Source organism: Mesorhizobium sp. M7A.F.Ca.US.002.01.1.1 (assembly GCF_004022955.1).
GTDB lineage: Bacteria > Pseudomonadota > Alphaproteobacteria > Rhizobiales > Rhizobiaceae > Mesorhizobium > Mesorhizobium ciceri.
This window is the reverse complement of the sequence record NZ_RZQE01000124.1, coordinates 1-13,294: the sequence shown is the minus strand read 5'-3', so window position 1 is coordinate 13,294 and position 13,294 is coordinate 1. Positions and strand designations below refer to the sequence as shown.

General features: G+C 62.0%; 14 protein-coding genes and 1 pseudogene. 12 read left to right on the top strand and 3 right to left on the bottom strand.

What is annotated here, in order from left to right; translation table 11 throughout:
- The 5 genes and pseudogenes from EN932_RS38885 to EN932_RS14860 all read left to right on the top strand — a co-directional run.
- Nucleotides 1-179: pseudogene (locus tag EN932_RS38885) on the top strand (lytic transglycosylase domain-containing protein); the annotation flags it as partial.
- 5 nt (nt 180-184) lie between these two features.
- On the top strand, nt 185-673 hold the full coding sequence (locus EN932_RS14875) for a GNAT family N-acetyltransferase (protein WP_024504138.1): 489 nt from the start codon (nt 185-187) through the stop codon (nt 671-673).
- A 282-nt stretch (nt 674-955) separates the two neighbouring features.
- Nucleotides 956-2,224, top strand: a complete 1,269-nt coding sequence (locus EN932_RS14870) for an ABC transporter substrate-binding protein (protein ID WP_127368175.1) — start codon at nt 956-958, stop codon at nt 2,222-2,224.
- A 46-nt stretch (nt 2,225-2,270) separates the two neighbouring features.
- Nucleotides 2,271-3,233 (top strand): sugar ABC transporter permease, encoded by a 963-nt coding sequence (locus EN932_RS14865; protein WP_127368176.1) that lies wholly within the window; start codon nt 2,271-2,273, stop codon nt 3,231-3,233.
- Nucleotide 3,234: 1 nt separating this feature from the next.
- Complete coding sequence (locus tag EN932_RS14860; protein ID WP_128368887.1) at nt 3,235-4,059, top strand: carbohydrate ABC transporter permease; 825 nt, start codon at nt 3,235-3,237, stop codon at nt 4,057-4,059.
- A gap of 28 nt (nt 4,060-4,087) precedes the next feature.
- Here the strand turns inward: EN932_RS14860 and EN932_RS14855 are convergent, their stop codons facing one another.
- Entirely contained in the window at nt 4,088-4,423 is a 336-nt protein-coding gene (locus EN932_RS14855; protein ID WP_128368886.1) for a hypothetical protein, read from the bottom strand.
- A gap of 145 nt (nt 4,424-4,568) precedes the next feature.
- On the opposite strand from EN932_RS14855, the gene EN932_RS14850 reads away from it, so the two are divergent.
- Both EN932_RS14850 and EN932_RS14845 read left to right on the top strand, forming a co-directional pair.
- Nucleotides 4,569-5,312: a DUF899 family protein gene (locus EN932_RS14850; RefSeq protein ID WP_164753717.1), complete on the top strand. Its 744-nt coding sequence runs from the start codon at nt 4,569-4,571 to the stop codon at nt 5,310-5,312.
- A gap of 133 nt (nt 5,313-5,445) precedes the next feature.
- Nucleotides 5,446-6,000: a DUF4142 domain-containing protein gene (locus tag EN932_RS14845; RefSeq protein WP_013530103.1), complete on the top strand. Its 555-nt coding sequence runs from the start codon at nt 5,446-5,448 to the stop codon at nt 5,998-6,000.
- Between the two features lie 160 nt (nt 6,001-6,160).
- Here the strand turns inward: EN932_RS14845 and EN932_RS14840 are convergent, their stop codons facing one another.
- Nucleotides 6,161-6,481, bottom strand: coding sequence for a DUF1476 domain-containing protein (locus tag EN932_RS14840; RefSeq protein ID WP_127368179.1), 321 nt, complete (start codon nt 6,479-6,481; stop codon nt 6,161-6,163).
- Between the two features lie 212 nt (nt 6,482-6,693).
- Between EN932_RS14840 and EN932_RS14835 the strand changes: the two genes are divergently transcribed.
- The 5 genes from EN932_RS14835 (at nt 6,694) to EN932_RS14815 (ending at nt 9,614) form a co-directional block, all read left to right on the top strand.
- Entirely contained in the window at nt 6,694-7,077 is a 384-nt protein-coding gene (locus tag EN932_RS14835) for a DUF6152 family protein (protein ID WP_127368180.1), read from the top strand.
- Nucleotides 7,078-7,539 carry a hypothetical protein gene (locus EN932_RS14830; protein WP_127368181.1) on the top strand — a complete coding sequence of 154 codons (462 nt, stop codon included), beginning with the start codon at nt 7,078-7,080 and terminating at the stop codon, nt 7,537-7,539. It abuts the gene before it with no gap.
- A 224-nt stretch (nt 7,540-7,763) separates the two neighbouring features.
- Nucleotides 7,764-8,156, top strand: coding sequence for a RidA family protein (locus EN932_RS14825; protein WP_063172891.1), 393 nt, complete (start codon nt 7,764-7,766; stop codon nt 8,154-8,156).
- A 172-nt stretch (nt 8,157-8,328) separates the two neighbouring features.
- Entirely contained in the window at nt 8,329-9,027 is a 699-nt protein-coding gene (locus EN932_RS14820; protein ID WP_127368182.1) for a DUF5343 domain-containing protein, read from the top strand.
- Nucleotides 9,024-9,614, top strand: a complete 591-nt coding sequence (locus EN932_RS14815; protein ID WP_127368183.1) for a Swt1 family HEPN domain-containing protein — start codon at nt 9,024-9,026, stop codon at nt 9,612-9,614. Before EN932_RS14820 ends, EN932_RS14815 begins: the two co-directional genes overlap by 4 nt.
- Before the next feature lie 4 nt (nt 9,615-9,618).
- Here the strand turns inward: EN932_RS14815 and carB are convergent, their stop codons facing one another.
- Nucleotides 9,619-13,125, bottom strand: a complete 3,507-nt coding sequence (gene carB / locus EN932_RS14810) for a carbamoyl-phosphate synthase large subunit (RefSeq protein WP_127388487.1) — start codon at nt 13,123-13,125, stop codon at nt 9,619-9,621.
- Nucleotides 13,126-13,294 lie beyond the last annotated feature (169 nt).

The window sequence follows — 13,294 nt, the reverse complement described above, 5'->3', positions numbered from 1 at the left end:
ATCTAAAATACGCGGTCAAATATCTGCGCGGCGCCTGGCTGGTGGCCGGCGGCAACGCCAAGAAGGCCGACTGGCTCTATCAGACCGGCTACTATTACGACGCCAAGCGCAAGGGCCTGCTCGAGGCGACCGGCCTTGGCCGCGACCGCCAGCGCCGTCGCCTGCAACCCGACGCCTGAGCGCGATGCCAGAACCGCGCCCGCCGGCCCTGAACGACATCCGGCTGCGCAAGATCCTCGACGAGACGCTGGTTCCGCCGCACTGGCCCGACGGCTTTGTCATGCGCAGTTTCGAGCCTGGTGACGCGCCCGCCCTGCATGCGCTTTTGACGGAAGTGTTCGATGACGGCGCCGATGGTCCGTTCGACGAGTGGTGGCCGCGTATCGCGGACGATCCCGAATTCGACCCGGCGCTGTGCTTCCTCGTCATCGACGCCAAGGGCCGGCTGGCGGCGGCGGCGCTGTGCTGGACCCGCGCCTTCGTCAAGGATCTTGCCGTTCATCCCGAGGCGCGCGGCAAGGGTGTTGCCGAAGCGCTGATGTGGCACGCCTTCGCCGTTTTTCGCGAACGCGGCGCCGACCATGTCGACCTCAAGACCAACACGGTCGAGAATCCCGCCGCCGTCCGGCTCTATGAGCGGCTGGGTATGATGCCTGTCGCCTGGGAAGGCTAGGGTGCTGATATTCAGGTGATGCCGGCCCGCAAATGATGGCTTCCTGCGCTTCCGGTGCTCACGTACCCAAAAGTACGCTCCGCTCCGGTTCTCGGAAACCACCATTTTCGACTCGGCCTGACCTGAATCTCAACACCCCCTGATGGGTGTCGCCTCACGCAGGAACGGCGCGATTTGGGAACCCAAAGCGCCGCTTCGCATTCAATGGGAGGTGAGGGCCTGACAAGCTGCCGGCGCGTGGGAGGATTTTCCGTGGCCGGCCGCGGAGGGACGTCCATCACCATGAAGTTTTCTCACGCATTCCTGGCGCTCGGCGTCGCCGCCATGCTGGTTGGTACGCCGGCGCGGGCCGTCGAGCTGTCGATGGTGTCGGGCGATACCGGCGACGGCATCAAGGTGCTGCGCGAGATCCTCGACCGTTACGAGAAAGACAGCGGCAACAAGGTCAACATCGTCGTCATGCCGACGTCCGGGACCGACCAGTTCGGCCAGTACCGGCTGTGGCTTGCCGCCGGAAACAGCGACATCGACGTCTACCAGACGGACGTGATCTGGGCGCCGCAGCTCGCCAGCCAGTTCGTCGATTTGACCGCAGCGACCAGGGACATCGTGGCCGAGCATTTCCCGTCGATCATCCAGTCGCAGACCGTCAACGGCAAGCTGGTCGCCTTGCCGATCTTCACCGATGCGCCGGCGCTCTACTACCGCAAGGATCTCCTCGACAAATATGGCGCCAAGGTGCCGGCCACCTGGAAGGAACTGGCGGACACCGCCAGGCTGGTCATGGATAAGGAACGTGCAGCCGGCAATCGGGATATCTGGGGCTTCGTCTTTCAGGGCAACGCCTATGAGGGGCTGACCTGCAACGCGCTCGAATGGGTGATGTCGAATGGCGGCGGCCAGATCATCGAGCCGGACGGCTCCATCTCCATCAGCAATCCAAAAGCGGCGGCGGTGCTCGATATGGTCAAGGGCTGGGTTGGGACCATCGCGCCGCCCGGCGTGCTCGCCTACCAGGAAGAGGAATCGCGCGGCGTCTGGCAGACCGGCAACGCGGTGTTCATGCGCAACTGGCCCTATGCCTATGCGCTCGGCAACGGCGAGGGCTCGCCGATCAAGGGCAAGTTCGACGTGGCGCCGCTGCCGGCCGGCACCGGCGAAGGCGCCCGACCGGTCGCGACGCTGGGTGGCTGGAACCTCGCGGTCTCCAAATATTCGAAGCATCCGGATGCCGCGATCGAGCTGGTCAAGTTCATTGCCTCGCCCGCGATGCAGAAATACCGCGCGCTGAAGACGTCCAACCTGCCTACCATCCAGGCGCTGTATGACGATGCCGACATCGCCAGGCAACACCCGATTATTCCGCGCTGGAAGCAGATCTTTCTCAATGCGGTGCCGCGCCCCTCGGCCGCGACCAGGATCAAATACAACGAGGCGTCGAGCCAGTTCTGGAACGCTGTTCACAACACTCTCTCGGGCGACGGCACTGCCGCCGACAATCTGGCCGACCTCGAAGCGACGCTGACCAAGCTGAAGGGCCGAGGCTGGTGATGATACTGGGACAGCCGGCCGGCGGGACCGCAGCGAGCGGAGCGAGATGACAGGGATGAAACCGGAAACAGCCAAGGCCGCGCACGCGCCGTTGAGGGCACAGCGCGTTCGCTCGGCGTGGCTTTTCCTGGCGCCAATGCTTCTGGTGCTCGCCGCGGCGGCCGGCTGGCCGCTTGCCCGCACGGTCTATTTCAGCTTCACCGACGCCTCGCTGGCCGATCTCGACGCGCGCCAATGGGTCGGCTTCGCCAATTACTTTTCGGTACTTCACATGCCAAGCGGCCGGACCCTCTATGACGGGTTGCTGGTCGACCCTGTCTGGTGGCGTGCCGTCTGGAACACGGTGCGCTTCACCGTGATTTCGGTGACCTGTGAGACCATCCTCGGCACCATCGTTGCCCTGGTTCTCAACGCCGAATTCCCAGGCCGCGGCATCGTCAGGGCGGCGATCCTGATCCCCTGGGCGATCCCGACGATCGTCTCGGCGAAGATGTGGCAATGGATGCTCAACGACCAGTTCGGCATCATCAATGTGGTGCTGCTCAATCTTGGCCTGATCAGCACCAAGATCGCCTGGACGGCCAACGCCGACACCGCGATGGCGGCGGTCCTCATCGTCGATATCTGGAAGGCGACGCCATTCATGACGCTGCTCATCCTGGCCGCGCTGCAGATGCTGCCGAGGGAGATCATCGAGGTCGCCAGGCTCGACGGCGCCAACCCCTGGCAGATCTTCTGGCGGGTGACCTTGCCGCTGATCCGCCCCGCGCTGTTGGTGGCGGTGATCTTCCGCGCGCTCGATGCGCTGCGTATCTTCGACCTGATCTATGTGCTGACCCCTAACAATGTGCACACCAAGTCGATGTCGGTGTTCGCGCGCGAGAACCTGTTCGAGTTCGACAAATTCGCCTATGGCTCCGCCGCCTCGACCCTGCTCTTCCTCATCCTCGCTCTGCTTACCATCGTCACCATCCGGATCGGCCGGATCAGCCTGGACGGGGACCGCTGAGATGTGGATCGTGAAGCGCACGGCCTTTTATCTGCTGGTCGCGGGAATCGTCTTCGTCGCGGTGTTCCCGTTCTATTACGCGATCGTCACCAGCCTGAAATCCGGGACCGACCTGTTCCGGGCTGATCTGTGGCCAACGACGATCAGTTTCGCCAATTACCGGAATGTGCTGACCGAGGGCGCCTTCGTGCGCAACCTCGCGAACTCGCTCTTCGTCTCCGGCGCAGTCGTCGCGCTGTCGCTGTTGCTCGGCGTCACATCAGCCTACGCGCTGGCGCGCATTCGATTCCGCGGCCGCTCGGCCCTGCTGTTCATCATCCTGTCGGTGTCGATGTTCCCGCAGGTGGCGCTGCTGGCCGGGCTGTTCGAACTGGTCCGCATCTTCGGCCTCTACAATTCGCTGTTCGCGCTGATCTTCTCCTACATGATCTTCAGCTTGCCGTTCACCGTCTGGGTGCTCACCACCTTCGTCCGCGACCTGCCGGTCGAGGTCGAGGAGGCGGCGATCCTCGATGGCGCGACGCCGTGGATCATCGTCACCCGGGTCTTCCTGCCGCTGATGTGGCCGGCGCTGGCGACCACCGGACTGCTGGCCTTCATCGGTGCGTGGAACGAGTTCCTGTTCGCCCTGACCTTCACCTCCAACAACGCACAGCGGACCGTGCCGGTGGCGATCGCGCTGCTCTCCGGCAACTCGCAGTTCGAGATCCCCTGGGGCAACATCATGGCCGCCTCGGTGATCGTCACGGTGCCGCTGGTGGTGCTGGTGCTGATCTTCCAGCGCAAGATCGTCTCCGGCCTGACCGCCGGCGGTGTGAAGGGGTGAGGAGCGGTCGGCGTAGTGCGGACCGTTGTCAGATGTCCGGCGCGTTGCCTATCTTCTGCTTGAGATCAAGCGCCCAGGTGCGGCCTTCGTCGCCGCCCCACAGCAGCCAGGCGATGTAGCCGGCCGAAGGGTTCTGCTCATTGCCGTAGTTCCTGCCGCGCTTGTCGACCGCGTGGCGGGCGAAATAGCTGACCATGCGGCGAATGGTGGAGGGCGCGAGCTTTTCCCGGTTCTTCAGTTCGGTGGCGCGGGCGACGCCGATCTCGGTGCCGCCGCGGCCGAATTCTCCGCGCAGTCTGAGGCCCTTGGCGGCATTGTCGGCCACCACTTGCGGGCAGCGCAGATCGATCTCGTCGTCGTGCATTTCGTCCCCCGGATCACGCTGCCCGAACAGGGATTACGACATATCACCATGCGCAATAAATGTCGGAGCCGATCACCGCCAAACGTCCTTGGGTCGCAGAGCAACCGCGCCGGGACGCCGGCGCCGCGACTTGAAGGAGCCGATCATGATCACCTTTCCCAACGAATCCGCGAAATACCGCACCGCGCGCGAAAAATTGCTGAAGAAGGAAATCGAGCTGCGCCGCGCCATGGAAGAGGTCGCCGAGGCCCGGCGCGCGCTGCCGCCGGGCGGGCCGATCCGCCAGGACTATGAATTCGACGCACTGAATGCCCAGGGCAAGCCCGCGAAGACAAGGCTGTCGGAGCTGTTCGCGCCCGGCAAGGACAGCCTGATCCTCTACAACATGATGTTCCCGCGCCACCCGCAGGAGAAGCGCGATGTGGCGACCAGCGGCGGCACGGCGAAGCTCGCCCGACCGGACCAGCCATGTCCGTCCTGCACGGCATTGCTCGATCAGTTCGACGGCGCGGTCGGGCATCTCCAGGCGGCCGGCTTCAATTTCGCGGTGGTGGGCAAGACCGCGCTCGAAAACCTGGTCACGCTCGGTCGAGATCGGGGCTGGCGCAACATGCGGCTGGTGTCTTCGGCGGCCAACAGCTTCAAGCGCGACTACAATGCGGAGGCGGCCGACGGCTCACAGATCCCGCTGCTGTCGGTGTTTCACCGCGACCCCGACGGCATACGCCATTTCTGGAGTTCGGAACTGGATTTCGCACCGACGGAGCCCGGTCAGGATCCGCGTGGCCTCGGCACCTGCGAAACGCTTTGGAACCTGATGGATTTCACGCCTGAAGGCCGCCCGAACTGGAACGAGCAGCTGCAATATGGCGAGGCTTGCTGCCACTGAAAGGTAGCTCTGGTCAGCCGCCGCGGTTCGGGTAATCGAGGCGACACGCGCAGGCTTCTTCCTCATGACCTGCAACCGGAGTGCCCAAGCGACGTTGGATTGTCCGAGGGACAATTCCAACCGGAGACATGCCATGAAGACGCTTACCATTCTGACCGCAGCAGCATTGCTTGCCGGCGCGCCGGCCTTTGCCCAGTCGAACACGACCGCCACGACCACGCCGCTCGCCGCCACGACGAAGGTCGACACTTCGACCTTCATCAAGACGGTGCCGAGCGCCAATGAGTTCGAGATCGAGTCCAGCAAGCTCGCCGAGCAACAGGCAACCGACGCCGACGTCAAGGCGTTCGCCAAACAGATGATCGCCGATCACACCAAGGCCGGCGAGGAATTCAAGGCGGCGCTTGCCCAGGGCCAGACAACCTCGGCCACCGCACCGTCCGGTCCGGCCCTGCAGCCCAAGGAGCAGAAGATGCTCGATGAGCTGAAGAGCGCCAGCGGCGATCAATTCCAGGCCAAATACATCGAGATGCAGACCAACGCTCATAAGGAAGCCGTCGCGCTGTTCAGCGGCTATGCGAAATCCGGCGACGACCCGGCAATGAAGGAATTCGCCAAGAAAACCCTGCCGACGCTGCAGATGCACGAAAAACACGTGAAGGAACTGGCCGCCGCGCATCAGGGGTGAGGGCGGTTCACTATGGCGCCCCCCTCTGTCCTGCCCGGCAGGACAGAGGGGGGCGCCGTAGAGCGCTACGATGGAAGCCAGCCCGCTTGGCCAACCAACACCACAATGTGGCCCTGTGCCTTAAGGACGGCACGCCCTACCGATCAAGGCTGAGCGGCGCTCAGGTCGACCTGATCTGCTCGACCGCGGTCACCAGCAGCTCTTCCATGGCGGTGCGTATCTGGCCATCCGACTGGGCGATGCCCGCCGCGTCGAAGTCGGCGCGGACCTTGCGGAACACATCGTTGTCGCCTGCCTCTTCGAAATCCGCGTGCACGACCTCCTTGGCATACGCGTCGGCGTCAGCACCGGATTTGCCGAGCTGTTCGGCGGCCCACAGGCCGAGCAGCTTGTTGCGGCGCGCCATGGCCCTGAACTTCGTTTCCTCGTCCATCGCAAACTTCTTTTCGAAGCCTTCCTGACGGTCTCTCATGCTGCTCATGGTTCGCCTCGTTTCCGATGGGAGTCCGATCTTCAGCCCAGGGGAAGAACGGCCAGGAAAGAGAGAGTGGCGCGCATGGGTGTCATTAACAAGGCGTCATGCCGGCGATTGGGCGGGCGCTTGGCGGTCCAGTCTTTCGCTCGATATGATTTGACGTTGCCGCGCCGTGTCCTACTCTCAAGTGCCTGCGGGATGAACCGAGGAGACGAGCGATGCAGTTCAAGGCAATTCGCAGCGTCGCGCTGACGGCGGCCGTGATGCTTGCCGCCGGCACCGCGGCCTATGCCCATCACGGCTGGTCGTGGACACAGGATGGGTTTTTCGAACTCAAGGGCAAGATCACGGCCATCTATATCGGCAATCCGCACGCCACGCTGGATGTCGACGCGGAGGGTGAGGCCTGGCGGGTGGAGATGGCGCCGCCATCACGCACGATCGCCGCCGGCTTCACGGAGGAGGTGGCCAAGGTCGGCGACGAGGTGACCGCGATCGGCAACCGCTCGGTGGAGGCGAGCGAAAAGCGCATGAAAGCTGTCCGCGTCATCGTCGGCGGCAAAACCTATGATGTCTATCCCGACCGAGTGCCGCCGGCGTAAATGGCCGAGTTCCTTGCCGGCATTGAGCATCTTGCGTTGGCGCGGTGGCTGAAGGCTTCCTTCATTGCCTACCCCATAGTCAATGCGCTCCACATCATGTCGATCGGTGCGCTGCTGACCAGCGTCGTTCTCATGGACCTCAGGATCTGCGGCGCCTTCCGTTCGCTGCCGCAAGCCGCATTCGTCGCGCTGCTGCGCCGCATTGCATTAAGTGCGTTCGCGGGTGCGCTCGTCACAGGCTCGCTGCTGTTTTCGGTCAAGGCGGGCACCTATGCGGCGATGCCGGTTTTCCTCGCCAAGATGGCACTCATCCTTCTCGCCGGCGTCAATTTCCTCGCCTTCATGCGCTTTCGCCGCGCAACAGGCGGCGACGCGCCGGCAGGCGGGATCGCCCTGGCCGTGCTCTCGATGCTGTTGTGGACTTCCGTGCTTTTCGCAGGACGGTTCATTGGTTTTCTTTAGCGCCGCATCTTCCTTCTCCCCCTGTGGGAGAAGGTGGCCTCGCGAAGCGAGGTCGGATGAGGGGTGTTCCAGGGAACGCCGCCGCCTCATTCCGCTGGAACACCCCTCAACCGTCCCGGCGCTAACGCGCCGATCCACCTTCTCCCACAAGGGGAGAAGGGAAGAACGGCGCTGGCGTTCCGCCAGTGCGGGGATAAGCTCCCTGCAAACAAGGGAGATTTGCCATGAAGAAAGAAATCATCGAAGTGCCGGTCATGTCGGACAAGGTGCGGGCGCTCGGCCTGCCCTGTTCGACGGCGGTCAAGGCCAACGGCTTCGTGTTCATCTCGGCGACGCCGCCGGTGGACATGGTGACCGGCGAGATGGTGCGCGGCGACATCGAGGTGCAGACCGAGGCGTCGCTGAAGGCGCTGAAGCATTGCCTGGAAGCGGCCGGCACCTCGCTCGACAATGTGGTGATGGTGCGCATCTACGCCGTCAATTCCGGCTTCTACAACGCCATCAACCGGGTTTATGCGAGGTACTTTAGCGTCAACCCGCCGGCGCGCAGTTTTGTGCCTGTGGCGTCTTGGCCGATGGAGTTTGATATCGAGATCGAGTGTGTGGCTGTGGCTTGAGGGGCTTCACCAATACGGCGTGGGCGATTCGCCAAGAAGATGCTGCAGGCACTCAATATGTACAAAAAACAGATGAAGGAGCTGCCGGTGTCGGGCGCAGCGATAGAGTGGCCGGAGGATTGCATGTAATGCCAGTCAGTTTATAATATTTCGAATAGGGCAGGAGGGGAAAGTGGCAGAAAAAGAAACTGGTTCAAACGCAGCCGTGGCCGCTGTGAAAGACGAAAAGAAGGCAGTACCCAATCGAGAGATACCCGGAAACATGCCATACACGTCTAGTGTTGGCGTGTTTAAAAGGGCGATTCAGAAAATACCTGTCAGCGAGAGACCGCCAAAATTTAATAGAGACTTCCTGAACACTGTATTTGAGATAACTGGTGGAAGTTCAATACCAGTTATACCTATTTTGAAAAGGGTTGGATTCTTAACTAGTGATGGCACACCTACCAACTACTACTCTGAATTTCAAACTGACGGAGGCAGGGCTTCAGCTGCACTCCACGCGTTGAAGACGGGCTTTTCCGAAATTTTTAAACGGAATCAGTACGCGCACAAGGCCGATCGCGACAAGATTATCGACGCAATCGTCAGCATCACTGGGCTAAATCGTGCGGACAAAGTTGTTGGCTATATTTACGGTACTTTCAGTGCGTTCCAAGAGTATGCGCAAGGAGCTGATGAGAATAAGGCTGCTGCCGTAAACGCCCCCGCGAACTCAGATTCGATGAGTTCTACACCGGATCGCATTAGCGCCCCTCAGCTAAGCCTTAACGGTATCTCATATCAGATTAATTTGGTTCTACCTGCGACTACAAACATAGAAATATACAACACAATATTTCGAAGCATCAGGGAAAACCTGATAAAATGATAGACCTTCATAAATTGGAGCTATACATTCTGAAATGCGCTGTAATCCAGGCGGAAGTGGAGAAATTTGATCAGGCTGACGGCTCTCCCTTAGGCATGAATCGTACGGATGCTGCTGCGGTTTACGACGAGCACCTGGCGCAATTTTCTAGGGAGAGCCGTTCTCGTGCTTCGAAGATGGCATCATACTATGAATTATTCTATCTCGTAGAGAACGAGATTAGAAGAATAATCCAAGAGACATTAGAGGAATCTTATGGCCGATCCTGGTGGGATACTTGTGTCGATCAGGTGATTAAAGACGAGGTTGATAAGAATCGTAAAAGAGAACTGGAGCTGGCTCTCTCGATCCGCTCCGAGCGGGAAATAGACTATACTACTTTTGGACAGCTTGGGGACATAATAAGAAAAAACTGGGCGAATTTCGCCGGCATCATGAGTAACCAACCAGCCCTATCAAGGGTACTGCATCAGCTTAACGTGTTACGTGGTACGATCGCCCATTGTGGTTTTTTGGCCGAAGACGAAGTCGACCGTCTTCATCTTACTATCAAAGACTGGTTTCGGGTGATGGCAGGCCCACGCTAGCTCCTCACGCAAAATACTCCTGCAGCGGCCGCACTTCCAAACTCCCCGCCTTCAGCGCCGCAATAGCCTCCGCCACCGCGGCCGCTCCCGACAGCGTCGTATAATACGGCACCTTCTGCATCAGCGTGGCACGGCGGAGCGACTTGGAGTCCGACACCGCCTTCTGGCCATCCGTGGTGTTGAAGACGATCTGGACCTGGCGGTTGCGGATGGCGTCTTCGATGTGGGGGCGGCCTTCCAGGACCTTGTTGATTTTTTGGGCGTCGACGCCGTTTTCGGCGAGGAAGCGGGCGGTGCCTGAGGTCGCCAGCACCTTGAAGCCGAGGCCGGCGAGGCGCTTGACCGCCGGCAGGATGCCTTTCTTGTCCTCGTCGCGCACCGAGACGAACAGCGTGCCGGAGCGCGGCAGGTCGACGCCGGCGCCCAACTGGCTCTTGGCGAAGGCCAGCGCAAAATCGCGGTCGAGGCCCATGACCTCGCCGGTCGAGCGCATTTCCGGGCCGAGCAGGATGTCGACGCCGGGGAAGCGGGCGAAGGGGAACACGGCTTCCTTGACCGCGATGTGGCCGGGGTTCCTGGGATCAGGCATCGCGCCGTAATGGGCGAAGGCGTCTTCCAGTTTTTCGCCGGCCATGATGCGGGCGGCGATTTTCGCGATCGGCCGGCCGATGGTCTTGGCGACGAACGGCACGGTGCGTGACGCGCGCGGGTTGACCTCCAGCACATAGACCGTGCCGTCCTTGATCGCGTATTGCACGTTCATCAGGCCGCCGACATTGAGCGCGCGGGCAAGGGCTGCCGTCTGGCGCTCCAGCTCGTCGACCAGTTCGGAAGGCAGCGAGTGCACCGGCAGCGAGCAGGCACTGTCGCCCGAATGGATGCCGGCTTCCTCGATGTGTTCCAGAATGCCGGAGACGAAGGTCGACTTGCCGTCGCAGAGGCAGTCGACATCGACCTCGATGGCGCCACTGAGATAGGTGTCGAACAGCAGCGGGTTCTTGCCCAGCAGCGTGTTGATCTGGCCGGTCTTGTCGTTGGGGTATTTCTGCTTGATGTCCTCCGGCACCAGGCCGGGCACGGTGTCGAGCAGGTAGGTCTGCAGCATGCCCTCGTCATGAATGATCTGCATGGCGCGGCCGCCCAGCACATAGGACGGGCGCACCACCAGCGGGAAGCCGAGCTCGCCGGCAACCAGGCGGGCCTGCTCGACCGAATAGGCGATGCCGTTCTTCGGCTGGCTGAGGTTCAGCTTGTGCAGCAGCTTCTGGAAGCGGTCGCGGTCTTCGGCGAGATCGATCATGTCGGGCGAGGTGCCGAGGATCGGGATGCCGGCCTTCTCCAGCGCATCGGCGAGCTTCAGCGGCGTCTGGCCGCCGAACTGCACGATGACGCCGACCAGCTCGCCCGACGCCTGTTCGGCGCGCAGGATCTCCAGCACGTCTTCCGCCGTCAGGGGCTCGAAATAGAGCCGGTCTGAGGTGTCATAGTCGGTCGAGACCGTCTCGGGGTTGCAGTTGATCATGATCGCCTCATAGCCGGCATCGCGCAGCGCGAAGGCGGCGTGGCAGCAGCAATAGTCGAACTCGATGCCCTGGCCGATGCGGTTCGGCCCGCCGCCGAGGATGACGACCTTCTTGCGCGACGAGACCTGCGCCTCGTTGGCCAGCGCGCCGGCGAACGGCACTTCATAGGTCGAGTACATGTAGGCGGTGGGCGAGGCGAACTCGGCCGCACAAGTGTCGATGCGTTTATAAACAGGATGAACGTCGAGCTTTTCGCGAGCTTTCTGAATCACTTCGGCGTCGGTCTTCGTCAGCGACGCGAGGCGGGCATCGGAGAAGCCCATGGCCTTCAGCATGCGCAGATTGACGGCATCCTCGGGAATGCCGTGCTCGCGGATGCGGGCTTCCATGGCGACGATGCCGGCGATCTGTTCGAGGAACCACGGGTCGATCTTGCACATGGCGTGCACGTCCTCCAACGAGGTGCCCATGCGGATCGCCTGCGCCACCATGCGCAGCCGGTCGGGCGTCGGCGTGCCGAGCGCTGCACGAATGGCGTTGCGGTCGTCGGCATGGTTGGCGGAACCGAGGCCCCCATGGCTGAGACCGGGAATCTCGATCTCGTCCAGACCAGTCAGGCCGGTTTCCAGTCCACGCAGCGCCTTCTGCAGCGATTCCTGGAAGGTGCGGCCGATGGCCATGACTTCGCCGACCGACTTCATGGCGGTGGTCAGCACCGGCTCGGCGCCGGGGAATTTCTCGAAGGCAAAGCGCGGGATCTTCGTGACGACGTAATCGATCGACGGCTCGAACGAGGCCGGCGTGGCGCCGCCGGTGATGTCGTTCTCCAACTCGTCCAGCGTATAGCCGACGGCGAGTTTTGCCGCGATCTTGGCGATCGGGAAACCGGTCGCCTTCGAGGCCAGGGCCGACGAGCGCGAGACGCGCGGGTTCATCTCGATGACGACGAGGCGGCCATCGGCCGGGTTGACGGCGAACTGTACGTTGGAGCCGCCGGTCTCGACGCCGATCTCGCGCAGCACCGCGATCGAGGCGTTGCGCATCATCTGGTATTCTTTGTCGGTCAGCGTCAGGGCAGGGGCGACGGTGATCGAGTCGCCCGTATGCACGCCCATCGGGTCGATGTTCTCGATCGAGCAGACGATGATGCAATTGTCCGCTCTGTCGCGGACGACCTCCATCTCATACTCCTTCCAGCCGAGCACGCTCTCCTCGATCAGCACTTCGGTGGTCGGCGAGGCGTCGAGGCCGGACTGGACGATCTCGTAGAATTCGGCGCGGTTGTAGGCGATGCCGCCGCCGGTGCCGCCCATGGTGAAGGACGGGCGGATGATGGCCGGCAGGCCGACATGGTCGAGCGCCTGGGCGGCGATCGCCATGCCATGGCTGATATAGCGCTGCTTGCGGTCGCCTTCGCCGAGGTTCCAGCGGGTTTCCAAGGCGTCGAGCGCAGCGTCGAGATCGGCCGGTTTCTCGGCCTTGAGCGCGGCGCGCTCGGCCTCATGCGTCTTGCGGTCGGTGTTCTTGACGTCGGTGGCGTTGGCCAGCATCGACTTCGGCGTTTCCAGGCCGATCTTCTTCATCGCCTCGCGAAACAGCGCGCGGTCCTCGGCCTTGTCGATGGCGGTAGCATCGGCGCCGATCATCTCGACATTGTAGCGCTCGAGCACGCCCATGCGGCGCAGCGACAGAGCGGTGTTGAGCGCGGTCTGGCCGCCCATGGTCGGCAGCAGCGCGTCGGGCCGCTCCTTGGCGATGATCTTGGCCACCACTTCAGGCGTGATCGGCTCGATATAGGTGGCGTCGGCCAGTTCCGGGTCGGTCATGATGGTGGCCGGGTTGGAATTGACCAGGATGACGCGGAAGCCTTCCTCCTTCAGCGCCTTGCAGGCCTGCGTGCCGGAATAGTCGAACTCGCAGGCCTGGCCGATGACGATGGGGCCGGCCCCGATGATCAGGATCGACTTGATGTCAGTGCGTCTTGGCATGTCAAAGGTCCGTTCGGCGGGCGGCTTGCACAAAAAACCGGGACGGGAAGACCCGGCCGGTTGTGCTCGCGATTCTGGTATCAGGCTAGGAGGGCCTTATAGGGAAGAGTTTTGACTGATGTAACCCCGAAAATGCGAGGTAGGGGAATAGGGGAATAGGGGAATAGGG

What these genes read in the sequence shown, in the direction of transcription:
- EN932_RS14860 (WP_128368887.1), top strand. Translation starts at nt 3,235, where the DNA reads ATGTGGATCGTGAAGCGCACGGCCTTTTATCTGCTGGTCGCGGGAATC.
- EN932_RS14845 (WP_013530103.1), top strand. Translation starts at nt 5,446, where the DNA reads ATGAAGACGCTTACCATTCTGACCGCAGCAGCATTGCTTGCCGGCGCG.
- EN932_RS14850 (WP_164753717.1), top strand. Translation starts at nt 4,569, where the DNA reads ATGATCACCTTTCCCAACGAATCCGCGAAATACCGCACCGCGCGCGAA.
- EN932_RS14825 (WP_063172891.1), top strand. Translation starts at nt 7,764, where the DNA reads ATGAAGAAAGAAATCATCGAAGTGCCGGTCATGTCGGACAAGGTGCGG.
- EN932_RS14870 (WP_127368175.1), top strand. Translation starts at nt 956, where the DNA reads ATGAAGTTTTCTCACGCATTCCTGGCGCTCGGCGTCGCCGCCATGCTG.
- EN932_RS14815 (WP_127368183.1), top strand. Translation starts at nt 9,024, where the DNA reads ATGATAGACCTTCATAAATTGGAGCTATACATTCTGAAATGCGCTGTA.
- EN932_RS14840 (WP_127368179.1), bottom strand. Translation starts at nt 6,481, where the DNA reads ATGAGCAGCATGAGAGACCGTCAGGAAGGCTTCGAAAAGAAGTTTGCG.
- EN932_RS14875 (WP_024504138.1), top strand. Translation starts at nt 185, where the DNA reads ATGCCAGAACCGCGCCCGCCGGCCCTGAACGACATCCGGCTGCGCAAG.
- EN932_RS14835 (WP_127368180.1), top strand. Translation starts at nt 6,694, where the DNA reads ATGCAGTTCAAGGCAATTCGCAGCGTCGCGCTGACGGCGGCCGTGATG.
- EN932_RS14865 (WP_127368176.1), top strand. Translation starts at nt 2,271, where the DNA reads ATGACAGGGATGAAACCGGAAACAGCCAAGGCCGCGCACGCGCCGTTG.
- carB (WP_127388487.1), bottom strand. Translation starts at nt 13,125, where the DNA reads ATGCCAAGACGCACTGACATCAAGTCGATCCTGATCATCGGGGCCGGC.
- EN932_RS14855 (WP_128368886.1), bottom strand. Translation starts at nt 4,423, where the DNA reads ATGCACGACGACGAGATCGATCTGCGCTGCCCGCAAGTGGTGGCCGAC.
- EN932_RS14830 (WP_127368181.1), top strand. Translation starts at nt 7,078, where the DNA reads ATGGCCGAGTTCCTTGCCGGCATTGAGCATCTTGCGTTGGCGCGGTGG.